The organism is Blastochloris tepida, assembly GCF_003966715.1.
Classification (GTDB): domain Bacteria; phylum Pseudomonadota; class Alphaproteobacteria; order Rhizobiales; family Xanthobacteraceae; genus Blastochloris; species Blastochloris tepida.
Genome location: NZ_AP018907.1, coordinates 74737 through 96941, shown reverse-complemented (window position 1 = coordinate 96941; position 22205 = coordinate 74737). Strand labels below are relative to the sequence as shown.

Here is a 22205-nt window from a genome sequence, read left to right as displayed (position 1 = left end):
TGGGACGTCCCGCCTCAGGGCTTTCCGGGCTCCGGCTTCCGGCCTCCGGCGGGGTCGCCGAAGTAGCGGAAGAAGGCCGAATCCGGTGCCAGGATCATGCGGGTGTCGCCAGCCTTGAGGCCCGCCTCGTAGGCCTGCATCGACCGGTAGAAGGTGAAGAAATCGGGGTCGCGCCCGAACGCCTCGGCGAAGATGCGGTTGCGTTCGGCATCGCCTTCGCCTCGCACCTGCTCGCCCTTGGCGTTGGCCTCGCCGATCAGCACCGTCACGTCGCGGTCGGCCCGCGCGGTGATGCGCTGCGACTGCTCGCGGCCCTGGGCACGGATCTCGTTGGCCTCGCGCTGACGCTCGGTCTTCATGCGCTCGAACACCGCCTGGCTGTTGGCCTCCGGCAGATCGGCGCGGCGGATGCGCACGTCGACGATCTCGACGCCGAGGTTCTGCGCCTCGGGTGTCACCTGCTGGCGGATGCGCGACATCAGGCCGGCGCGGTCGTCGCGCACCAACTGGGTGAAGGTGGCCTCGCCCAGCACGCGGCGCACCGCCGAGTTGAGGATCACCGACAGGCGCGAATTGGCGCCCTGCACCGTGCCCACCGTCTGGAAGAAGCGCAGCGCGTTCGAGATGCGGTAGCGGGCGAAGGCGTCCACCACCAGCCGCTTCTGGTCCGAGGCGATCACTTCCTGCGGCTGGGCATCGAGGTCCAGCACGCGATTGTCGAAGAAGGTCACGCTGTCGACGAACGGCACCTTGAAGGCAAGGCCGGGCTGCGTGATCACCCGCACCGGTTCGCCGAGCCGTAGCACCAGCGCCTGCTGCGTCTGGTGCACGATGAACGCCGACGAATAGCCGAGGATCACCAACGCCGTCAGCACCACCAGGGCGATGCCGCTGAGAATGCCCCCCTTCATCGCGCACCCCCCTGCGGCTGAGCGGCGCGCCGCTGCAGGGCATCGAGCGGCAGGAAGGGCACGACGCCCTGCGACTGGCCGCCGCGCTGGTCGATGATCACCTTGTCCATGCCGCCGAACACACGCTCCATGGTTTCGAGATAGATGCGCTGGCGCGTCACTTCCGGCGCCTTGCGATACTCGTCGAAGATCTGGGTGAAGCGGCTGGCCGCGCCGCGCGCTTCCGCCACGGTCCGCTCGCGATAGCCCTCGGCCGACTGGATCACGCGGGCCGCCTCGCCGCGCGCCTCCGGCACCACCCGGTTGGCGTAGCTCTGAGCCTCGTTCTGCAGGCGTTCGGCGTCGGCGCGCGCCGCCTGCACGTCACGGAACGCATCGATCACCTGATTGGGGGGGTCAACCTTCTGCAACTGGACTTGGCGGACCAGGACGCCGGCACCGTATTCGTCGAGCGTCTTCTGCATCAACTCCTGCACGCCGGACTCGATCGCCTGACGCGCACCCGTGAGGATCGGCTGGATGTCGCGCCGGCCGACCACCTCGCGCATGGCGCTCTCGGCCACCGCCTTGATGGTGCCTTCCTGGTTCTGGATGTTGAACAGGAAGTCGCCGGCCTTGGCGATCTGCCAGAACACCGTGAAATCGATGTCGACGATGTTCTCGTCGCCGGTCAGCATCAGGCTTTCTTCGGGCACGTCGCGGGTGATGGTGTTGCGACGGGAATCGTCGAACTGCCGCATGCCGATATCGATGCGGTTGACGGTGGTGACCTTCGGGGTCAGAGCCGTCTCGATCGGCCAGGGCCAGTGATAGTTCAGACCGGCGTCGGTGGAGTAGACATACTTGCCGAAGCGCAGCACCACCCCCTGCTCGTCCGGCTCGACCCGATAGAATCCCGTCGCCAACCACAGCAGAACCAGCGCCAGACTGGCCAGCGCCAAGCCGCGCCCGCCAAGCGAGCCGCCCGGGGGCAGCACGCTGCGCAAGCGGTCCTGTCCCTTGCGGATGAGGTCTTCGAGATCGGGGGGCGTGGGTCCGCTGGGTTGGGGGCCGCTGCCCCAGGGGCCGCGCGGCCCCTGTCCCCACGGTCCGCCGCCGCCGCTCTGGTTGCTCCAGGGCATTGAGTGTTCCTTCCTGTCACCGCATCTCGCGACCGACGCCGGGCATGACGCGGTCCTCGCACGCGATCCTGGCCGGCACTGGTCTTGGCCAAGATATCGGTCTTGGCCGGGATATAGGAAGGAGGCAAGCCCTTTCAACGGACCGCCGCAAAAGTTCGGCACGGCGCGCGAGCGGAAGGTTGATGGCCCGGTTTGCGCCGAAACAGCACCGGCGCAACCCACGTCGAACTGAAACAAGTAAAAAAAACTTCGCCAAAGATCAGTGCGGATCACCGGCTTACGGCGGGGATCGTCTTGATCCGTCTGCGCCAGAGCCTGCTCCGCAACAGCGGCAGCCGATTCTGCGAACGCGAATGGGACAGGTCGATTGTTTGGAGCGAACTCGGAGCGGACGCGTCAAGGCGCGCATCCGGCTGCGACAGCCTTCCGCCCGCCGTCCGCCAGCGAGGCCCGCTGCACAACGGCCCGCCCAAGGCGGCGGCACGTGCCACGGACAGCGACGGGAATGGCCGGAAAATCGGTTTGAGCGGGAACTGCCGCCGGTGCAGGCCGGCAGAGATCACTGGCGCCGCAGGCGCTCAGCGCGGGCGATTACGGTAATAGTCGAGCACGAACAGCCGGATGGCGGAAGACAGGTTGCCGTGGTTGCGGCCGCCATCGATGGAGGCGACCAGCTCGGACAGAGTCGTTCTGCGCAGCGAGGCGATCTCCTTCAGCGCGTCCCAGAAGGCATCTTCCAGGCTCACGCTGGTCTTGTGGCCCGCGATCACGATCGATCGCTTGACGACCGGACTCTTCATTTCATTCGCCCTTTTCACGCTTGTGCGCATCGAGAACGCGGGCGGCCTTGGTCCGCCGCGCCTCCTCAGTCTCTCGTTCGGCCTTGGTTCGGCCGTGGCGCAGCCTGTTTTCGGCAGCAGCCTCCCCGGCTGCAGCGCGCGCCTTGTTCTTGCGCGCCTGCCGCAGGTTGATCACCTCAGTCATGGACGACAGGCCCGGTGCCCCACTGCCAAGTCGGATGCGCCTGCGGCAAGACGAATGCAGGCCGAAGCGATGCACATCCTGGATGTTGTGAATTTATACCGATTCTGCGCGTCAAGGTAAAGTTCCGTCACCCGCTCTTCCCCCCTCCGCTCCGCCAAGGTTAAGCGCTGAACGATATTGATGTATTCCAAGCCAGCACTTTCCGGAAGACTCTCCAGCAGAATACCGCTGATGCGAAAAGCGCAGCCATACAATCATTTCGCAATATCGAATATCCTTCGCCACGGACCCAATTCCCAGGTATCGCACGCGGATTCCCAGCCCGACTTCCGGTGCGGCAGATTCGCACCGGCCATTTCCATTTCTGACCGAAAACCGCGCGAAACGGACTGCGGCGAGACGGCGCGGCCAAGCCTTCTCCCCAGGCCGAAAAGCCGTTCCCGGGCAACACCCTTCGGCCGAACCTCGAGCGGACGGGTGCCGCGCCGTATCGGCAAGCCTGTGTGGCACGCAGCCTGTGTGATATGAGCGCTCCGCCTTTCACGGATGCCGGCTCGCCTGCGCGCCGGCGCTTCGCCTTCCGCGCGCCGAGAAGCCCGGTGTCACCACCGCGCCTTCGCGGCGACCTGGGGAGCCGCAACCGCACCGCGGTCGTCCGCTTCCCGCCTCAGACCAACGGACCGTTCCCGACATGACGACGCGCCCTCAGACCCGCACCGAAACCGACACGTTTGGCCCGATCGAGGTTCCGGCCGACCGCTACTGGGGCGCCCAGACCCAGCGCTCGCTCGGCAATTTCAAGATCGGCTGGGAGCGTCAGCCGCTGCCGGTGGTGCGCGCGCTCGGCATCGTCAAGCGCGCCGCCGCCGAGACCAATCGCGACCTCGGCAGGCTCGACCCCAAGCTCGCCGACGCCATCGTCACCGCCGCCCAGGAGGTGATCGACGGCCGGCTGGACGACCACTTCCCGCTGGTGGTGTGGCAGACCGGCTCGGGCACCCAGTCCAACATGAACGCCAATGAGGTGATCTCGAACCGCGCCATCGAGATGCTGGGCGGGGTGATGGGCTCGAAGACGCCGGTGCATCCCAACGACCACGTCAATATGAGCCAGTCGTCGAACGACACCTATCCGACGGCGATGCACATCGCCGGCGCCGAGGAGATCGTCCGCCGCCTGCTGCCGGCGCTGCGCCACCTGCACGCCGCCCTCGACGAAAAGGCCAAGGCGTTCGCCCACATCATCAAGATCGGCCGCACCCACACCCAGGATGCGACGCCCCTCACGCTCGGCCAGGAGTTCTCGGGCTACGCCCAGCAGGTCGAGAACGGCATCGCCCGCATCGAGATGACCCTGCCGGGACTGATGCAGCTTGCCCAGGGCGGCACCGCGGTCGGCACCGGGCTGAATGCACCGAAGGGCTTCGCCGAGAAGGTGGCCGAGCGCATTGCCGCCATCACCGGCCTGCCCTTCACCTCGGCGCCCAACAAGTTCGAGGCGTTGGCCGCGCACGACGCCATGGTGTTCACCCACGGCGCCATCAACACGGTGGCGGCCTCGCTGTTCAAGATCGCCAACGACATCCGGCTTCTCGGCTCCGGCCCGCGCTCGGGCCTCGGCGAACTGTCGCTGCCGGAGAACGAACCCGGCTCGTCGATCATGCCCGGCAAGGTCAACCCGACCCAGTGCGAGGCGATGACCATGGTGTGCGCCCACATCTTCGGCAATCAGGCCTCCATCACCTTCGCCGGCAGCCAGGGCCACTTCGAGCTCAACGTCTACAATCCGGTGATGGCCTACAACCTCCTGCAGTCGGTCCGGCTGATGGCGGATGCGGCGGTGAGCTTCACCGACAATTGCGTGGTCGGCATCCAGGCCCGCGAGGACAACATCAAGGCGGCGCTCGACCGCTCGCTGATGCTGGTCACCGCGCTGGCGCCGAAGATCGGCTACGACAACGCCGCAAAGATCGCCAAGACCGCGCACAAGAACGGCACCACGCTGCGCCAGGAGGCGGTGGGCGGCGGCTATGTCACCGACGCCGAGTTCGACGCCATCGTCCGGCCGGAAAAGATGATCGCGCCGGAGTGACCTGGCTTAAACGGGAAATCCGCTCGTCGTCCCGGGCGAACGGCCAAGCCGTGAGATCCGGGATCGTCATGCAGAAGAAGTCCCATTCCTGAAAACGGTCCCGGCTCGCGCTTCGCTTGGCCGGGACGACGACTCTTTCCGCGTCACCCCGGGCGAGGCGGAGCCGAGACCCGGGGTCGTCATCCGAAAAATGGATCTCTTCTTGAAAACGTCCCGGCTCGCGCGGCGGATGCTGAGCATCCCGCCGCTTGGCCGGGACGACGACTGTCGACCCGACTTCCTCCGCTTTGGTCCCGCCGTCGTCTTCCGGCGTCCGTCTCACACCGCCACAACAGCCTTGATGTGCGGGTGGGGATCGTAGCCCTCGACGGCGACGTCCTCGAGGCGGAAGGCGAAGAGGTCGCGCACCGCCGGGTTCAGCCGCAGCGCCGGCAGCGGCCGCGGCGAGCGGGAAAGCTGCAGTCGCGCCTGATCGAGATGGTTGAGATAGAGGTGGGCGTCGCCGAAGGTGTGGATGAATTCGCCCGGCTCAAGCCCCGCCACCTGCGCCACCATGTGGGTGAGCAGCGCGTAGGAGGCGATGTTGAACGGCACGCCGAGAAACACGTCGGCCGAGCGCTGGTAGAGTTGGCAGGACAGCCGCCCCTCCGCGACATAGAATTGGAATAGGCAGTGGCAGGGCGGCAGCGCCATGTCCGGCACCTCCGCCGGATTCCAGGCGGTGACGATCAGCCGGCGCGAATCGGGATTGCGGCGCAATTGGTCGAGGAGATCGGCGATCTGGTCGACGGTGCGCCCGTCGCCGGCCGGCCACGAGCGCCACTGCCGGCCATAGACTGGACCGAGTTCGCCCTCGGCATTGGCCCACTCGTCCCAGATCGTGACGCCATGATCGTGCAGGAAGCGGATGTTGGTGTCGCCGCGCAGGAACCACAGCAGTTCGACGATGATCGATCTCAGATGCAGCTTCTTGGTGGTGACCAGCGGAAAGCCGTCGGCGAGGTCGAAGCGCATCTGATGGCCGAACACCGAGCGCGTGCCGGTGCCGGTGCGGTCGCGCTTCTCCACCCCCTGGTCGAGGATGCGGGCCATCAGGTCGAGATACTGGCGCATGGGGGCTGCTCGCGTGTCGGACGGCTCTCTATAGCCCGTCCATGTCGGAGGTTTCAGCCACCCTGTGGATGACGACGTGCGACGCAGCGCGCTTGCGCCCTTCCTTTGCCGGCCGTCCACCCCTATATTCAGCGGGCCGGCGCAAGCCGGCTATGGCGATAAATGGCTATCGGAATAAACCCATCGGACCCGGGGGCGGTACCCGGCGCCTCCACCCCAGCCGGTTGCGCGACGGCGCGAGCCGGCTGCGGCGGGGGCGAAATAGGATCGACGAGGGCGTAAAGGATGTGCTTTCGCTCGGCATGGTTCCGCCGTTATCGGGCCATTAGTGTAGTTGCGAATGACAACTATGCGCCGGTTGCTCAGGCCGCGTGACGCGGTTTGAAAGACCACTCAAAGTCCTAGTGCCTTGCGCGTACTAGGCGGGGTTCGGAGGCACCTGGCAACAGAAGCCTCCACTCACGCCCCCGGCGTGGCCTCCCTGAAGTCTACTGGGCGTGACGCCGCACGGGCGTAAAAAATTTGATCAACGCATGACCGTCGACCATATCCGCTACGATCTTCTCGCCCAGGACGCGCTGCGCGGCGTCGTGCGCCGCGTGCTGCAGGACGTGATGCGCGACGGCCTGCCGGGCGAGCATCATTTCTACATCGCCTTCGACACACGGGCGCCGGGCGTGCGGCTGTCGCCGCGCCTCCTGGAGCGCTATCCGGAGGAGATGACCATCATCCTGCAGCACCAGTTCTGGGACCTGTCGGTCTCGGACTATGGCTTCGAGGTGGGTCTGTCGTTCGCCGGCATTCCCGAGCGGCTGTTCGTGCCGTTCAGCGCGCTCAAGGGGTTCTTCGATCCCTCTGTGCAGTTCGGCCTGCAGTTCGAGGTGGTCGACGAGACCGCACCGGCCGATGCGGAGGCCGGGAGCGCCGAGGCCGAGCCGAAGCCGGCGACTGAAGCCCAGGAGGGCAGGCCGCGTGGCTCGGTCCCGTTGACCGGCACGCCGCAGGTGCATGCCGTGCATGAGGCGGGCGAGACGCCCATCGGCCAGGATACCGGCACCGGCGAGAGCCAGCCCGAGGGCGGCGCCACCATCGTGCGGCTCGACACCTTCCGGAAGAAATGACGGCATGGCGGCGGCGATCGTGATCGTCGCGGCGGTCGCCGAGAACGGCGTGATTGGCCGGAACGCCGCCCTGCCGTGGCGATTGCCCAGCGACCTCAAGCATTTCAAGGCCACCACCCTGGGCCGGCCGCTGGTTATGGGCCGCAAGACCTATGCCAGCATCGGCCGGCCGCTGCCCGGGCGCCTTTCCATCGTCGTCACCCGCGACCGCGGCTTCGCCGCGCCCGGCGTGCTGGCTGCGGCATCGCTGACGGCGGCGCTGCGGGCGGCCGAGGGCGAGGCGCTGCGCCGCGGCACCGGCGAGATCATGGTGGTGGGCGGCGGCGAACTCTATGCCGAAGCGCTGCCGCTGGCCGACCGGCTGGTGCTGACCGAGGTGGCGGCGCGGCCGGAGGGCGACGTCCATTTTCCGCCGTTCGACCGCAGCCGGTGGCGGGAGACCGCGCGCGTCGGCCCGGTCCAAGGCGAGGCCGACGAGGCGGCGATGAGCTTCGTCACCTATTGCCGCGCCGGCTGACCGAGGGCGCGCGCTCGGCCGCGGCCCGCGCGAGGGCCGCCATCACCGCGGACACGTCGATCTCCCGGCGCGGCGCCAGGAACGGCCCGGCCCAGCGCACCGCGAGTTCCGGCGAGCCGGGAAGAGCGGTGGCGCGCGGCGAAATATCGAGCCGGGCCTGAAGCTTGCGCGCCCCGAGATCGAGCTCGGCCGAGCCGCGCAGCGTGGCCTCCGCCGTCTCCGCCTGCACATCGCCGATGCGCACCTGCCCGCCGGCAAGGGCGAGCGTCGCCGCGACGCGCGGCAGGTCGAGCGGCCCCGCCGCCAGCGCGGCCTCGGCCGCGGCGCGCACCGCGCTCTCGGACGGCGCGGTCTTGCCGGCAAGGCCGGCGAGGACGGCCAGCGCGTTGGGCGACAGCCCCGGCCACGACAGTGCCGCCACCTTCAGCGTGCCGTGCCCGGTGAACGCGGCCGGAAGGTCGGCGGGCGTGCGGGCGGTGCCGGCCGCTTCGATCTCGGCATCGAGCCGGCCGGCCGGCTTGGCGCCCCCCTCCTGAGCCGGCAGCAGCGCAAGGTCGGCGCCGCTGAGCGAGACGGCGAGATCGGCGCTCACGCCGTCTTCCGCCGTCGCCATCGCCAGCCGGCCCCGCGCCTGACCGCCGGCAAATCTGCCTTCGTTGACAATGAGTTCGCTGCGCGGCGCGGCATGGGTGAGCGTGCCCTTGGCATCGGCGACCGTCCAGCCCAGCGGCAGGATCAATTGCGGCGTCGACAGTGTCAGGTCGAGCGCCACGGGCAGCGTGTCGCGGCCCAGCACCGCCAGGAGCTGCGGCAGGTCGATCCGCCCGGCCGCCAGCGCGCCGGCCAGCGGCAGCGGATCGCCCGCGCCGATCTCGAGCGCCCCCTTCACCGGCGTGCCGGCAAGCTGGAGGTCGATCGCCTCGGCCCGCAGGGTGTCGCCGGCGCGCGTCAGCCACAGCGAGCCGAACACCGGCAGGGGTGAATCCGCCTGCGCCGGCAAGAGCTTGGCGAGATCGCCTTTGGCGATGGCGAGTCCCAGATCGGGGTCGAGCCGCCCGTCGCGGAGGGCGAGCCGGCCGCGTGCGTCGGCCTCGAAGGCCGGCAGCGACAGGCGCGCCTCCACCTCGCCGGCACCGCCGGACTGGCCGTTCCAGTTGAGGCCGAGCCGGGCGTCGCCCGCGGGCAGATCGAGGCCGGCCAGCGACGCCCAGGTGCGGGCGCTGCCGCCCGAGAGCGTCACGGCGGCGACCACCGTCTCCGGCGCGTCGAGCGGCACGCCGGCCCGCATATTGACGGCACCCAAACCGGTGCTTCCACGCAGCCCGAGGGCCAGCGTGCGGGCCGCCTCCTCGGGAGAAATATCGCCTTCCACCAACAGGTTGCCGGCGACGATATCGGCCGTGAGCCGCGCCGGCACCAGCGCCGGCACCAGCCGCCGGGCGAAGGCCTGTGGCAGGCCTGCGGCCGCCGCCAGCGCCTCGAGCCCGGCCGTGCCGTCGGCGGCGAGATCGAGCCGGATGCGGCCATCGACCTCGCCGTCGAGCCGCTCCAGCCGGCCCTGCGCCGTCGCCGTCAGCCCGCCGAAATCGGCGACGCCGAGACGCTCGATCGCCAGCGTTGCGGCGCCGTAGACGAGCCTTGCTTCGACGCGGCGCGCCGTTGCATCGGCGTAGCGCAGCGCATCGGCGCCGAAGTTCAGCCGCGCCTCGCCGCCGCGCGCCAGCGCCCGCAGGAACCCGGCGGCATCGGCCAGCGCCGGCTGGGCATCGAGATCGAGCGACGTTGCGTCAAGCTCGGCGGTGAGCAGGCCGCCGGGCGCGCCCGCGCTGTCCCAGGCGAGCCGGCCGGTCAGCCGCCCGCGCGGACCGTCCAGCCTGAGATCGTCGGCGGCGAACCGCAGCCGCACCCCGTCCGGCGCGGCCGAGGCGATGAGCCGCAGCGTGGCGCCGACCCCGGCGACGGTCGCCCGACCCTGCAGCCGCGCCAGCGCCTCGGTCCCGCGCAAATCGCCGGTGACATCGAGATCGTCGATGGCGAGCGTGCGGCCGGCGGCGCGGTCGCGGATCGCGACCGCCCCGCCCTCCACCACCAGCCGGCGGGCGGCGATGGGAATGGCGAGCCCCGGCGATCCGAGCGCCTCGGTATCGATCTCGATGCGGGGCTCGACCAGCACCAGCTCGCGCGCCTGGATCTCGCCGCGCAGCAGCGGCCACAGTTCGAGGCTGCCGAACGCCTCGGCCGCATCGAGCCGCCGGCCCTCGCCGCCGATCGCGACCTCGCGCAGCACGAAGCGCGGCGTCGGCAAAAGCTGGGCATCGATCGGCCCGGCGATGGTGACCCGCGCGCCGAAGGCCGTGGCGAGCCGCGACTCGAACAGCGCGCGCTGCGCCCCCCAGTCGATCAGGAACGCCGCCGCCAGCGCGCCGAGCGCGGTGACCACGGCGGCGATGGCGAGACCGAGCAGCGTCGACTTCATGGATACTCCGGCGCGATGGATTTTCCGGTGCGTCGGCCGTCGGACCGGCTGCGACGGTGATGGTCCGCACAGCCACCCTCCGCGCAAGAACAGGTCTCGCGCAAGAATTGTGACCGCAAAGAATATCACGCAGACGTGTCACAATGAAGAATAGGGCTCCGGCCGCACAAGCCTTCGAGCCGCACTCCGGCCACCGAAAATCGCCCTTGGCGAACAAAGGATCGCCGCCATGGCGGTTTCCGGGGTCGCGAAGGACGGCCGGAGGCGGCCCGGGCGGCCCAAACCGCCCGGCCTGCTGCGAGGGCGGGATCGTTTGCCGGCTACAGCGTCAACATCCTGTTGCGCCAAGATTCGGAGCGCCAAGATTCGGAGCGCCAAGATCTGCAGCGCAAAGATCTACAGCGCGAAGATCTTGCCTGGATTGAGGATGTTGTGCGGGTCGAGCGCCCGCTTGACCGCGCGCATGGCGTCGAGCGCGCCGTCGCCGAGTTCGGCGCCGATATAGCCCATCTTGCCCTGGCCGACGCCGTGCTCGCCGGTGCAGGTGCCCTCCATGGCGATCGCCCGGTCGACCATGCGCTTCAGGAACGTCTTGCAGCGCTTCACCTCGTCGGCGTCGTCATTGTCGATCACCACCAGCGCATGGAAGTTGCCGTCGCCGACATGGCCGACCATCGACACGGTGAGGCCGAGCTCGGCCGCGTCGCGCTTGGTCTCGGCGGCGCAGTCGGCGAGCCGCGAGATCGGCACGCAGACGTCGCCCGACAGGCCCGAACAGCCGGGGCGCAGCGCCAGCGCCGCCCAGAACGCGTCATGGCGCGCCTGCCACAGCTTGGAGCGGCGCTCGGGCTCGGTCGCCCAGTCGAACGGGCCGCCGCCCAGCTCGGCGGCGATCTCGCCGAAGCGCTGCGCCTGCTCGGCCACCCACGCCTTGGTGCCGTGGAATTCCAGGAACAGCATCGGCGTGACCGGCAGATCGAGCTTGGAGTAGCGGTTGGAGGCAGAGACCGCGACCTCGTCGAGCAGCTCGATGCGCGCCACCGGAATGCCGCTCTGGATGGTGGCGATGGTCGCCTCGCACGCCGCCTCGATCGACGGGAACGGGCAGATGCCGGCCGAGATCGCCTCGGGGATTCCGGACAGCCGGATCGTCAGCTCGGTGATGATGCCGAGCGTGCCTTCGGAGCCGACCAAGAGGCGGGTGAGATCGTAGCCGGCTGAGGATTTCTTGGCGCGGCTGGCGGTGGTGATCACCTCGCCATTGGCCAGCACCGCCTTCAGCGCCAGCACATTGTCCTTCATCGTGCCGTAGCGCACGGCATTGGTGCCGGAGGCTCGCGTCGCCGCCATGCCGCCGAACGAGGCATCGAAGCCGGGATCGATCGGAAAGAACAGGCCGGCGTCGCGCAGATAGCTGTTCAGCGTCGAGCGGGTGACGCCGGGTTCCACCACCACGTCGAGATCCTCGGCATGCACCGCGACGATGCGGTTCATCTCGCGGGTGTCGATGGAGATGCCGCCGAACGGCGCATTGACCTGGCCTTCCAGCGACGAGCCGGTGCCGTAGGGAATGACCGGCACGCGGTGCGCGGCACACAGCCGCACGATCTCCTGCACCTCCTCGGTCGAATGCGGAAACACCACCGCATCCGGCGGCTGCGGCGCCACCCAGGTCAGCGTGTGGGCGTGCTGGTCGCGCACCGCCTGCGACGTGGTGCAGCGGGCGCCGAAGCGTTGGCCGAGGGCGGAGACGACGGCTTCGACCGCCTCCGCGGGCGGCCGGCAGAATGATGCGGACATGATGGCCCTTCCGGATCCGGAACCCGTGCCGCGGTTCCACCGTTTCCTCTTAGCAAAACAACCGTCAGTCATGCGACCGTTTCCGTTCGACGGAAAAGGAGGCACAATGCCGCCCCACGGACCATGAATGCGGAGGGTCCGATGCTTGACCGCGTCGACTTCGTGCCTGTCTTTTTCGCGCCGTTCGTTTCTTCGCCGATGGTGGTCGATCCCGGCTGGATCGACTACAACGACCATTTGAACATGGCCTACTACAACGTGCTGTTCGATCGCGCGATGGACGAGGCGATGCTGCTGGTCGGGCTCGGCCCCTATTATGTCCGCCACAAGGGCGCGTCCTACGTCACGGCGGAGGTGCACGTGCGCTACATGCGCGAGCTGAAGGCCGACGACCCGGTACGGGTGACGGTGCAGCTGCTCGATTATGACGACAAGCGCGTGCACGTCTTCCAGCAGCTCTATCACGCCACCGAAGGCTGGATCTCGGCCACCTCCGAGCAGATGGCGCTGCATGTCGACCTGATGCGCAAGAAGACCGCGCACTTCCCCGACGACATCCTTGGCCGGCTGGCGCTGATGAAGCAGGCGCACGACCGGCTGACGCCGCCTCAAGGCGCCGGCCGCCGCATCGCCATGCCGCGCCCGGCGTGAGGGAAGCCGTCGTCCCGGGCGAGCGATAGCGCCGGCGCGTAGGGCGCAATAGCGAAAGCGTATTGCGCCGGTCAGGCCGGCCGGCGGTCATGGCCAAATGGCGGAATACGCTGCGCTATTCCGCCCTACGATTGCTGGGGAGAGCTTCGTCGTCCCGGGCGAGCAAAGCGAGACCCGGGACCGTCCGCCGAAAGAACACGAACTCCCAAAACGATCCCGGCTCGCGCGGCCTTTGGCCGCTTGGCCGGGATGACAACCCTCCCCCGCGTCATCCCGGGCAAGCAGCGAAGCTGCGAGACCCGGGATCGTCCGCAGAACAAAGACGAACGCCACAACGATCCCGGCTCGGCGCGACGCGCCGTCCGGGACGACAGCCCCTCACGATGACCGCGGCAGCTCCATGTCGAGGCTCACCCAGCCCTCCAGCGTGCGGCGGCGGATCAGTCGCAGGCCCTGGCCGCGATAGGCCGCGACCACCGCGCGGGCATGGCCGGGCAGAAGCCCCGACAGGATGACCCGCGCGCCGGGCGCCAAGAGCCGGCGGATCTGCGGCGCGAGCCCGATCAAGGGCCGCATCAGGATATTGGCGAACACCAGATCATAGGGGCCGGCATCCACCACGCCGGCGCGCGTCAGCGTGCCGGCCTGCAGCACCCGCACCCGATCGGCCGCCTTGTTGAAGCGGACATTGGCGCGGGCGGTGACCACGGCATCGCGATCGATGTCGGTGGCGACCACCGGCAGCCGCGCCGCCCGCGCCGCCGCCAGCGCCAGCACGCCGGTGCCGGTGCCGACATCGAGCGCCCGCAGAGTGGCCCCGCCGGCGCGCCGCGCCTTGTTCCACTGATCGAAGCCGATCAGGCAGCCACGCGTGGTGCCGTGGTGGCCGGTGCCGAAGGCCAGCGCCGCCTCGATCTCGATGCCCAGCGCATTGGCCGGCACGCGGTGGCGGTCGTGCGCGCCGTGCACCACCACGCGCCCCGCCTGCACCGGCTTCAGCCCGTCGAGCGAGGCGGCCACCCAGTCCTTGGGCGTGAGCGCCTCGAAGACGAGGGCAGCCGCGGCCTCCGCGCCGGCCGCCAGCGCCACGAGGTCACGCACCGCCGCCTCATCCGGCGGATCGGCGAAATAGGCCTCGACGCTCCAGCCGGACTCATCGGGCAATTCGAACGCCGCAACCGCGGTCTCGGCCGGATCGAAGCTCTCGCCGATCAGGTCGGCGACGCGGCGGGCATCCGCCTCGCTGGTGAGAAGCCGGGCAAGGGTGGAGGGGCTGACGGGCTGGAGACCTTCGCGCATGGGGAGCGTTTTCCGCAAAAGTGTGAAGCGGTTTTGCGACAGAAAACGCGACCAACCGGAAACCGGAGCGTTTTCCGCAAACCTGTGAAGCGAACCCCGGCTGATCGGCTCGAAGCGGCCTTCGGCCGGAAGCCGCCTCTTCCCTCTCCCCTTGTGGGAGAGGGTGGCGAGGCCGAGCAAGGCGAGGTCGAGCCGGGTGAGGGGTACATACGGCGTGTTCTGGAGAATGAACCCCTCACCCGCCTCGCGATCTTCAATCGCTCGGCACCCTCTCCCGCAAGGGGAGAGGGGAAGAAAGAGCCGGGCCAATCACCCGGAATCCGTTCAACGTGGTTCTGCGATGAAACCGCGGCCAAATCAAACTCTGCCTCGCCGCCCGGGTGGGCGCCGCTCTATACCCCCAACATACCCCCGGCCCTCGCCATTGCGCCCTGCCGGTGCCATTTTGTTCCCGAAAACAGAATCAGGCCGCCTGTCGCGGCCGGGAGACCGGATTGACCGACCATCGCGACCCGTCGCCTAGCGCCGCCCCGCCCGCCCCACGGCCGGGCGGGCTCGCCGCCCGCGCCGCGGCGCTGACGCAGCGTGCGCCGAGCTATCTCGACGGCCTCAACCCCGAGCAGCGCGGCGCGGTGGAGACGCTCGACGGCCCGGTGCTGGTGCTGGCCGGCGCCGGCACCGGCAAGACGCGGGTTCTCACCACCCGCATCGCCCACATCTTGGCCACCGGCCGCGCCTACCCCTCGCAGATCCTGGCCGTGACTTTCACCAACAAGGCGGCGCGCGAGATGAAGGAGCGCATCTCCGCCATGGTCGGCGAGGCGGTGGAGGGCATGCCCTGGCTCGGCACCTTCCACGCCATCGGCACCCGCATCCTGCGCCGCCACGCCGAGCTGGTGGGGCTGAAGCCCAATTTCACCATTCTCGACACCGACGACCAGATCCGGCTGATCAAGCAGATCCTGGCGGCCGAGAACATCGACGAGAAGCGCTGGCCGGCCCGCGCCCTGGCCGGGATGATCGACGGCTGGAAGAACCGCGGGCTCGCCCCCGAGCAGGTGCCGGCCGGCGAAGGCGCGGTGTTCGCGAACGGCCGCGGCGCCGCGCTCTACGCCATGTTCCAGCAGCGGCTGAAGACGCTGAACGCCACCGATTTCGGCGACCTGCTGCTGGAGCCGATCCGGCTGTTCCGCGCCCACCCCGACGTACTCGCCGACTATCAGCGGCGCTTCCGCTACATGCTGGTCGACGAGTACCAGGACACCAACGTGGCGCAGTATCTGTGGCTGCGCCTGCTGGCGCTCGAGGCCAAGAACATCTGCTGCGTCGGCGACGACGACCAGTCGATCTATGGCTGGCGCGGCGCCGAGGTCGACAACATCCTGCGCTTCGAGCACGACTTTCCCGGCGCCGCGGTGATCCGCCTCGAGCGAAACTACCGCTCGACCGGCCACATCCTGGCGGCGGCCTCCCACCTCATCGCCCACAATGAGGGCCGGCTCGGCAAGACGCTGTTCACCGACGACGCGCCGGGCGAGAAGCCAACCGTCACCTCCACCTGGGATTCGGAGGAGGAGGCGCGCGCGGTCGGCGAGGAGATCGAGGCGCTGCAGCGCACTGGCCTGACGCTCGACGAGATCGCCATTCTGGTGCGCGCCTCGTTCCAGATGCGCGAGTTCGAGGATCGGTTCGTCACGCTCGGCCTGCCCTATCGCGTCATCGGCGGCCCGCGCTTCTATGAGCGCGCCGAAATTCGCGACGCGCTCGCCTATTTCCGCTGCGTGGTGCAGCCGGCCGACGATCTGGCGTTCGAGCGCATCGTCAACGTGCCCAAGCGCGGCCTGGGCGACGCCGCGCTCAAGCTGCTCCACGACCATGCCCGCGCCGCCGAGATTCCGCTGATCGCCGCCGCCCAGGACCTCATCGACACCGACGGCTTCAAGCCCAAGCAGCGCCTGGCGCTGCGCGAACTGTTGCAGAGCTTCGCGCGCTGGCGCGGCGAGCTCGACGCCAAGCCGCACACCGAGCTGGCCGAGATCATCCTCGACGAGTCGGGCTACACCGGCATGTGGCAGCAGGACCGCTCGCCCGAGGCCGCGGGCCGGCTGGAGAATCTGAAGGAGTTGGTGCGCTCGATGCAGGATTACGCCGGGCTGCCGGCGTTCCTGGAGCACGTGTCGCTGGTGATGGAGAGCGACCGCGCCGACGGCGCCGAGGCCGTCTCGATCATGACGCTGCATTCCGCCAAGGGGCTGGAGTTCGACACCGTGTTCCTGCCCGGCTGGGAGGAAGGGCTGTTCCCGCACCAGCGCGCGCTGGACGAGAATGGCCGCGCCGGCCTCGAGGAGGAGCGCCGCCTCGCCTATGTCGGGCTGACGCGGGCGCGCCGCCGGGCGAAGATCTATTTCTCCGCCAACCGCCGCATCCACGGCCTGTGGTCCTCGACCATCCCCTCGCGCTTCGTCGACGAGCTGCCCGAGGATCACGTCGAGGTCGAGGAGAGCAAGGGCAAGCCCGGCTGGGGCGGCGGCGGCATGGCGGGCCGGTTCGCAAGCCGGTTCGACAGCGCCGAGGCGTTCACCGGATCAGACTACACCACGCCCGGCTGGCAGCGCGCCCGCTCCGGCTCGGGCTTCAGCGAGGCCGCCTCATCCTATCGCGGCCCCGCCAATGGCGGCCGCGGCGGCAATGGCAAGCTGATCGAGGGCCGGGTGGTGTCGCGATCGGCCGCCGCGCCGAATGGCAGCTCGGGCGCCTCCGGTTTCCTTCGCGGCGAGCGGGTGTTCCACGTCAAGTTCGGCTATGGCGAGATCGTCGGGCTCGACGGCAACAAGCTCACCGTGCAGTTCGACAAGGCCGGCGAGAAGCGGGTGCTGGATACGTTCGTCGAGCGGGTGTGAGACGGTTTCCGGCCCGCAGAACCAAGCGTTTGCAGTCCGAGTTCTGCAACATGCGATCCCTCACCACGCCGTTGATGGGTCCCCTTCCCTCGCATCGCTGTCGCGATGCTCGCCGGGGACGACCGCGGCCCGGACGGTGCGATCTCGGCTCGACGCCTTCAGGACGGCGGCAACCGTGGAGAGGCTACTAGTCTCAATGGTTGGCGTGCGACGGCGGCACGCTGCGGCAGTCGCCGAGCGCCTCGCAGAACTGCTTCAGCTCGTCATTGGAGACCATGTTCATTTCCATCTGGATCGCCAGACGCGCCATCTTCAAATACATAGCGATATCCTGAAGATTGTAGTCCTTGGCGGTGGAAATGTAATCGCCGAGCGACTGGCACATGCCATCAAGCTTTGCTTGCAGCGTCTGGCTCATCGTCTCCCCCTCGGAATTCGGAACTCTTCAAATCTGGAACGTTTTTATTCGACAGTCACAGCAACCCAATCGAACCGACACGTCAGACCGCGCCGAAGCGGGCCTATTTCAGTGCATTCTTGCTGACACGACCTTTCAAATCTCCGGAAAACCGCACGTCAGTTTTGCCGAAAATTCCCGAGAAGATCGCGCGCGGTCTGGGCCGGCATCCTGAACCCGCGCGCCACCGCAACCCCACCGGCGGGATCCGGATTCCCGCCGCCCGGCGGTTGCTGTAGGGCTCCACGCTGGATTGCGAAGATCGCCCGGACCGCGACCGCACCATGACCCTGCCTGACGGGGCGTGACCGTACGTGCCCGTCGAATCTGCTGCGCCGCGACCGCGGTCGGGACGTTCGCATCTGCGGTCACGGCCAGTGCCGTACATTTGAATTAGACTAACGCCAGGGAGGCGCCCCTGTATGTATCCGCAGCGTGAACGGCGTGTGCCGAAGGAGGAACACGGCGGCTCCGGCGCAGGCGCGCCGGCCGCCTTCGACTGGGAGGCGATCCGGGTGTTCCTGGAGGTCGCGCGCCGCGGCAGCTTCCGCGCCGCCGCCGAGGTGCTGGGCGTGTCGGTGAACGTCCTGCGCCGCCGCATCGGCGACCTGGAGGGCGCCCTCGACATCGTGCTGCTGACCCGCCACGTCGATGGCGTGCGCGCCACCGAGGAGGGCAAGCGCATCCTCGCCGCCGCCCAGCGCATGGAGCAGGCCTCGTTCGGCGTGCTGCGCGAGCGCGAGCAGATCGACCCGTCGATCACCGGCGAGGTGCGGCTTGCGATCACCGAGGGGCTCGGCGCCTTCTGGATCGTGCCGCGGCTGGTCGAGTTCCAGCGCCACAATCCCGGCCTCTTGGTGGATATCTCCTGCGCCATGAAGTCGGCCGACGTGCTGCGAATGGAGGCCGACGTCGCCATCCAGCTCACCCGCCCCACCGCCAAGGACCTGAAGGTGGTGAAGATCGGCCGCCTGCACGTGATGCCGTTCGCCGCCCCCGCCTATCTCGAGCGCCACGGCACGCCGACCACCTTCGGGGATCTGCTGAAGCACAGGATCGTGCTGCAGCTTGCCGATCAGGTCGCCGATTTCGCCGACTACGACCGCATCTTCCCGGGCATTCCCCAGCCGGGCTTCGTCGCCATCCGCTCCAATGTCAGCAGCACCCATTACTGGGCGATCGCCCGCGGCGCCGGCCTGGGCCTGCTGCCGACCTACGCCCAGGCGATCGGCGCGCGGGTGGTGCCGGTCGACCTGCCGCTGCGCATGCAGTGCGACATCTGCCTGACCTACCACCCCGACGCCGCCAAGATCGCGCGCGTGCGCCGGCTGATCGACTGGATGATCGCCGCCTTCGACCCCGAGCGATTTCCCTGGTTCCGCGACGACTTCATCCATCCGCGCGACTTCCCCGCCGACCTCGCCGGGGCGCCGGTGGCGAGCCTGTTCGAGGGCTTTGCCGGGATGGGTGGTGGTGTGGGCGGCGTGCCGGATGGGGCTCCGTCCGGCGACCCGTTCGGCCTGTAGGGCGTTCCGTTAGGGCACCCCCGGCCGGCCGCCAACCGTTGCCGAACCGGGCCGATGCTGCTATCCGCCGTTCAAAGCGTGAACACGCGCGGCGTCGTTGGGCCGGGCCGGGCCGTCCTCCGCCGCAATCCGGCGCGGCGTGCGGTCACGCCGCCGCCCCGCCTCCCGGGCGCGTCCCGGCCGTCAAGGGCATCTCGTCCCGAAGACCCCACGTCAAGAAAGCTCGCGTCCCAACGATCCCGTGTACCAGCCATCTCGCCGTCCGCCTCGTCTCCTTTTCAAGCAGGTTCCACGCCCGTGACCTCCATTTCCCTGCGCCGTTTCGCCCTGTCCGGCGGCGATCTCGCCGACCGGTCCGTTCTCGTCACCGGAGGCACGGGCTCCTTCGGCAAGGCGTTCGTGCGCCACCTGCTCGCGACGATGCCGCCGCGCCGCCTCGTCGTGTTCTCGCGCGACGAGCAGAAGCAGTGGGAGATGGAACAGGCGATCCGCGAGACCGGCATCGACCCCGACCGGCGGATGCGCTTCTTCATCGGCGACGTGCGCGACCAGAGCCGGCTGGAGCTCGCCATGCGCGGGGTGGACACCGTCGTGCATGCCGCAGCACTCAAGATCGTGCCGACCGCCGAGTACAACCCCTTCGAGTGCATTCTCACCAATGTGCATGGCGCCGAGAACGTGGTGAAGGCGGCGCTGCGCACCGGCGTTTCGCGCGTGGTGGCGCTCTCCACCGACAAGGCCGCCAACCCGATCAATCTCTACGGCGCCTCCAAGCTCGCCGCCGACAAGATCATCGTCGCCGCCAACAATCTCTCCGGCACCAATGGCTGCCGCTTCTCGGTGGTGCGCTACGGCAATGTCGTCGGCTCGCGCGGCTCGGTCATCCCCTATTTCCAGCGGCTGATCCGCGAGGGGGCGGACAGCCTGCCGATCACCGACCCGCGCATGACGCGGTTCTGGATCACGCTCGAGCAGGGCGTCGATTTCGTCGTCTCCTCGCTCGCCATGATGACCGGCTCGGAGATCTTCGTGCCGAAGATCCCGTCGATGAAGATGGTCGATCTCGCCACCGCGCTGGCGCCCGGCCTGCCGCACCGCATCGTCGGCATCCGGCCCGGCGAGAAGCTGCACGAGGTGATGATCACCGAGGACGACGCCCGCGCCACGGTGGAGCTCGAAGACCGCTACATCATCCTGCCGGGCGACGACCGCCGGCTGACGGAGGGCACGCTGGCGCGGGTCGCCGACGGCTTCCGCTACTCGTCGGACCAGAACGCGGAATGGCTGGACGCCGCCGGCCTGCACGCCATGCTGGCCGCCTGAGCCGCCGTTCGGGCATGGGTGACGCGATGCCGGATTTCCTGCCCTATGGCCGCCAGACCATCGAGGCCGACGACGTCGCCGCCGTCGCCGCGGCGCTGACGGACGACTATCTGACCACCGGACCGCGGGTCGAGGCCTATGAGGCGGCCTTCGCCCAGGCGGCCGGCGCCGCCCATGCCGTCGCCTCCAACAGCGGCACCGCGGCGCTGCACCTGCCGCTGCTGGCGCTCGGCCTCGGGCCGGGCGAGGCCGTGGTGGTGCCCAGCATCACCTTCGTCGCCACCGCCAATGTGGTGCGCATGACCGGCGCCGAGGTGGTGTTCGCCGATGTCGACCCCATGACCGGCCTGATGACGCCGGACACGCTGCGCGCCGCGCTGGCCGAGACGCCGCCCGCCGGCACGCGCATCGTTGGCGCCATGCCGGTCCATCTCAACGGCCAGCTCTGCGACATGGCGGGGCTCGGCGCGCTCGCCGCCGAACGTGGCCTGTGGCTGGTGGAGGACGCCTGCCACGCCATCGGCGCGGCCGCCGCCGGCGCCTGCCGCCACAGCCGGGCCGCCGCCTTCTCCACCCACCCGGTGAAGGGCATCACCACCGGCGAGGGCGGCGTCACCACCACCGCCGATCCCGCGCTCGCCGACCATATGCGCCGGCTGCGCTCGCACGGGCTGGTGCGCGAGCCGGCATCCTTCATGCGGCCCGACATGGCGTTCGAGGACGGGCAGACGCAGCCCTGGTACTACGAGCTGCCGGAGATCGGCTGGAACTACCGCATTCCGGACGTGCTGTGCGCGCTGGGCTTGAGCCAGCTTGCCAAGCTGCCGCGCCTGCACGCCCGCCGCGCCCACCTCGCCGGGCTCTATGCGCGCCTCGTGGCGCCGCTGGCCCCCGGCATCGCGCTGGTGCCGCGCGGCGAGCGGCCGGACGGCTGGCATCTTCTCGTCGCGCTGATCGATTTTGCGCGCTTCGGCACCACCCGGGCGCAGGTGATGGCGGCGCTGCGGCGCGAGGCGATCGGCACGCAGGTCCACTACATCCCGGTGCACGAGCAGCCCTATTACCGCGACCGCTACGGCCCCCGCCGGCTTGCGGGCGCGGACGCCTATTATGCGCGCTGCCTGTCGCTGCCGTTCTTCCCGCAGATGACGGACGACGACGTCGCCCGCGTCGCCGCGGCGCTCAAACGGAGCGTCGGCGCATGACCACCGCCATCATCGTCCAGGCGCGCATGACCTCGACCCGGCTGCCCGGCAAGGTGATGATGGACCTCGCCGGCAAGCCGGCGCTTTCCCACGTGCTGGAGCGCTGCCGTGCGGTCGTCGGCGCCGACATCGTGGTGTGCGCGGTGCCCGACGCGCCCGAGAGCGCGCTGATCGTCGAGACGGCCCGCGCGCTGGGCTGCGCCGCCGTGGCCGGCGACGAGACCGACGTGCTCGGCCGCTATCTCGCCGCCGCCCGCGCCGTTTCCGCCGACGTGGTGATGCGGGTGACCTCCGACTGCCCGCTGATCGACCCCGCGATCTGCGCCGACGTTCTGGCGCTGCGCGCCCGCACCGGCGCCGACTACGCCGCCAACAATCTCACCCGGACCTTTCCGCACGGGCTCGACTGCGAGGCCTTCACCACCGAGGCGCTGGCGCGGGCCGACCGCGCGACAGCCGAGCCGTTCGATCGCGAGCACGTCACGCCCTGGCTGCGCCGCACGCTCAACGGCGTCAACCTCGCCGCGGCCGATCCGTCGCACGTCTCCGAACGCTGGACGCTCGACCATCCCGAGGATCTGGCATTCCTGCGCGCGGTGTTCGCCCGGCTTCCCACGGACCGCATCGCCACGACCGCCGATGTGCTGGCCGTACTCGCCGCCGAGCCGTCCTTGCGCGACATCAACGCCATGCACCGGCAATATTGAGG

18 protein-coding genes and 1 other RNA gene are annotated in these 22205 nt (G+C 69.2%); 10 read left to right on the top strand and 9 right to left on the bottom strand.

Going from position 1 to position 22205, the window contains the following annotated elements; all coding sequences use genetic code 11:
* Positions 1-14: 14 nt before the first annotated feature.
* From hflC to BLTE_RS00380, 4 genes are all read right to left on the bottom strand, one after another.
* Complete coding sequence (gene hflC / locus BLTE_RS00395) at positions 15-911, bottom strand: protease modulator HflC (protein ID WP_126396556.1); 897 nt, start codon at positions 909-911, stop codon at positions 15-17.
* A complete protein-coding gene (gene hflK / locus BLTE_RS00390) occupies positions 908-2032 on the bottom strand; it encodes an FtsH protease activity modulator HflK (protein WP_126396554.1) in 1125 nt (374 codons plus the stop codon). The genes hflC and hflK overlap by 4 nt, the downstream gene beginning before the upstream one ends.
* Before the next feature lie 578 nt (positions 2033-2610).
* Complete coding sequence (locus tag BLTE_RS00385) at positions 2611-2832, bottom strand: ribbon-helix-helix domain-containing protein (RefSeq protein ID WP_126396552.1); 222 nt, start codon at positions 2830-2832, stop codon at positions 2611-2613.
* 1 nt (position 2833) lies between these two features.
* On the bottom strand, positions 2834-3016 hold the full coding sequence (locus tag BLTE_RS00380) for a DUF4169 family protein (RefSeq protein ID WP_126396550.1): 183 nt from the start codon (positions 3014-3016) through the stop codon (positions 2834-2836).
* 691 nt (positions 3017-3707) lie between these two features.
* On the opposite strand from BLTE_RS00380, the gene fumC reads away from it, so the two are divergent.
* Entirely contained in the window at positions 3708-5108 is a 1401-nt protein-coding gene (gene fumC, locus BLTE_RS00375; protein WP_126396548.1) for a class II fumarate hydratase, read from the top strand.
* Positions 5109-5426: 318 nt separating this feature from the next.
* Here fumC and BLTE_RS00370 read toward each other — a convergent pair whose 3' ends face one another.
* Positions 5427-6221 carry a thymidylate synthase gene (locus BLTE_RS00370; RefSeq protein ID WP_126396546.1) on the bottom strand — a complete coding sequence of 265 codons (795 nt, stop codon included), beginning with the start codon at positions 6219-6221 and terminating at the stop codon, positions 5427-5429.
* A 96-nt stretch (positions 6222-6317) separates the two neighbouring features.
* On the opposite strand from BLTE_RS00370, the gene ssrA reads away from it, so the two are divergent.
* The 3 genes from ssrA (at position 6318) to BLTE_RS00355 (ending at position 7859) form a co-directional block, all read left to right on the top strand.
* Positions 6318-6681: a transfer-messenger RNA gene (ssrA, locus tag BLTE_RS00365) on the top strand.
* 73 nt (positions 6682-6754) lie between these two features.
* The gene (locus BLTE_RS00360) at positions 6755-7342 is read left to right on the top strand and encodes an SspB family protein (RefSeq protein WP_126396544.1); all 588 of its coding nucleotides are present in this window, start codon (positions 6755-6757) and stop codon (positions 7340-7342) included.
* A gap of 4 nt (positions 7343-7346) precedes the next feature.
* Positions 7347-7859, top strand: coding sequence for a dihydrofolate reductase (locus BLTE_RS00355; RefSeq protein WP_126396542.1), 513 nt, complete (start codon positions 7347-7349; stop codon positions 7857-7859).
* Here the strand turns inward: BLTE_RS00355 and BLTE_RS00350 are convergent.
* The gene (locus tag BLTE_RS00350; RefSeq protein ID WP_126396540.1) at positions 7837-10335 is read right to left on the bottom strand and encodes an AsmA-like C-terminal region-containing protein; all 2499 of its coding nucleotides are present in this window, start codon (positions 10333-10335) and stop codon (positions 7837-7839) included. The genes BLTE_RS00355 and BLTE_RS00350 overlap by 23 nt on opposite strands.
* 396 nt (positions 10336-10731) lie before the next feature.
* Positions 10732-12135 (bottom strand): FAD-binding oxidoreductase, encoded by a 1404-nt coding sequence (locus BLTE_RS00345; protein ID WP_126396538.1) that lies wholly within the window; start codon positions 12133-12135, stop codon positions 10732-10734.
* 141 nt (positions 12136-12276) lie between these two features.
* On the opposite strand from BLTE_RS00345, the gene BLTE_RS00340 reads away from it, so the two are divergent.
* The gene (locus BLTE_RS00340) at positions 12277-12786 is read left to right on the top strand and encodes a thioesterase family protein (protein WP_126396537.1); all 510 of its coding nucleotides are present in this window, start codon (positions 12277-12279) and stop codon (positions 12784-12786) included.
* Between the two features lie 378 nt (positions 12787-13164).
* Here BLTE_RS00340 and BLTE_RS00335 read toward each other — a convergent pair whose 3' ends face one another.
* Positions 13165-14085, bottom strand: coding sequence for a 50S ribosomal protein L11 methyltransferase (locus tag BLTE_RS00335; protein WP_126396535.1), 921 nt, complete (start codon positions 14083-14085; stop codon positions 13165-13167).
* Between the two features lie 494 nt (positions 14086-14579).
* Between BLTE_RS00335 and BLTE_RS00330 the strand changes: the two genes are divergently transcribed.
* Positions 14580-16985, top strand: coding sequence for an ATP-dependent helicase (locus BLTE_RS00330; protein ID WP_126396533.1), 2406 nt, complete (start codon positions 14580-14582; stop codon positions 16983-16985).
* A 193-nt stretch (positions 16986-17178) separates the two neighbouring features.
* Here BLTE_RS00330 and BLTE_RS00325 read toward each other — a convergent pair whose 3' ends face one another.
* Positions 17179-17403 carry a hypothetical protein gene (locus tag BLTE_RS00325; RefSeq protein WP_126396531.1) on the bottom strand — a complete coding sequence of 75 codons (225 nt, stop codon included), beginning with the start codon at positions 17401-17403 and terminating at the stop codon, positions 17179-17181.
* Between the two features lie 461 nt (positions 17404-17864).
* On the opposite strand from BLTE_RS00325, the gene BLTE_RS00320 reads away from it, so the two are divergent.
* The 4 genes from BLTE_RS00320 to BLTE_RS00305 all read left to right on the top strand — a co-directional run bounded on the left by BLTE_RS00320 (position 17865) and on the right by BLTE_RS00305 (position 22203).
* Positions 17865-18968 (top strand): LysR family transcriptional regulator, encoded by a 1104-nt coding sequence (locus tag BLTE_RS00320; RefSeq protein ID WP_126396529.1) that lies wholly within the window; start codon positions 17865-17867, stop codon positions 18966-18968.
* 297 nt (positions 18969-19265) lie between these two features.
* Entirely contained in the window at positions 19266-20291 is a 1026-nt protein-coding gene (gene pseB, locus BLTE_RS00315) for a UDP-N-acetylglucosamine 4,6-dehydratase (inverting) (protein WP_244600058.1), read from the top strand.
* Between the two features lie 14 nt (positions 20292-20305).
* Positions 20306-21496 (top strand): UDP-4-amino-4,6-dideoxy-N-acetyl-beta-L-altrosamine transaminase, encoded by a 1191-nt coding sequence (gene pseC / locus BLTE_RS00310; protein ID WP_244600057.1) that lies wholly within the window; start codon positions 20306-20308, stop codon positions 21494-21496.
* A complete protein-coding gene (locus tag BLTE_RS00305; protein WP_126396523.1) occupies positions 21493-22203 on the top strand; it encodes a cytidylyltransferase domain-containing protein in 711 nt (236 codons plus the stop codon). The genes pseC and BLTE_RS00305 overlap by 4 nt, the downstream gene beginning before the upstream one ends.
* Positions 22204-22205: the final 2 nt, after the last annotated feature.

Coding starts and splice junctions, on each gene's coding strand:
- hflC (WP_126396556.1), bottom strand. CDS start 911: ATGAAGGGGGGCATTCTCAGCGGCATCGCCCTGGTGGTGCTGACGGCG.
- hflK (WP_126396554.1), bottom strand. CDS start 2,032: ATGCCCTGGAGCAACCAGAGCGGCGGCGGCGGACCGTGGGGACAGGGG.
- BLTE_RS00385 (WP_126396552.1), bottom strand. CDS start 2,832: ATGAAGAGTCCGGTCGTCAAGCGATCGATCGTGATCGCGGGCCACAAG.
- BLTE_RS00380 (WP_126396550.1), bottom strand. CDS start 3,016: ATGACTGAGGTGATCAACCTGCGGCAGGCGCGCAAGAACAAGGCGCGC.
- fumC (WP_126396548.1), top strand. CDS start 3,708: ATGACGACGCGCCCTCAGACCCGCACCGAAACCGACACGTTTGGCCCG.
- BLTE_RS00370 (WP_126396546.1), bottom strand. CDS start 6,221: ATGCGCCAGTATCTCGACCTGATGGCCCGCATCCTCGACCAGGGGGTG.
- BLTE_RS00360 (WP_126396544.1), top strand. CDS start 6,755: ATGACCGTCGACCATATCCGCTACGATCTTCTCGCCCAGGACGCGCTG.
- BLTE_RS00355 (WP_126396542.1), top strand. CDS start 7,347: ATGGCGGCGGCGATCGTGATCGTCGCGGCGGTCGCCGAGAACGGCGTG.
- BLTE_RS00350 (WP_126396540.1), bottom strand. CDS start 10,335: ATGAAGTCGACGCTGCTCGGTCTCGCCATCGCCGCCGTGGTCACCGCG.
- BLTE_RS00345 (WP_126396538.1), bottom strand. CDS start 12,135: ATGTCCGCATCATTCTGCCGGCCGCCCGCGGAGGCGGTCGAAGCCGTC.
- BLTE_RS00340 (WP_126396537.1), top strand. CDS start 12,277: ATGCTTGACCGCGTCGACTTCGTGCCTGTCTTTTTCGCGCCGTTCGTT.
- BLTE_RS00335 (WP_126396535.1), bottom strand. CDS start 14,085: ATGCGCGAAGGTCTCCAGCCCGTCAGCCCCTCCACCCTTGCCCGGCTT.
- BLTE_RS00325 (WP_126396531.1), bottom strand. CDS start 17,403: ATGAGCCAGACGCTGCAAGCAAAGCTTGATGGCATGTGCCAGTCGCTC.
- BLTE_RS00320 (WP_126396529.1), top strand. CDS start 17,865: ATGTATCCGCAGCGTGAACGGCGTGTGCCGAAGGAGGAACACGGCGGC.
- pseC (WP_244600057.1), top strand. CDS start 20,306: ATGGGTGACGCGATGCCGGATTTCCTGCCCTATGGCCGCCAGACCATC.
- BLTE_RS00305 (WP_126396523.1), top strand. CDS start 21,493: ATGACCACCGCCATCATCGTCCAGGCGCGCATGACCTCGACCCGGCTG.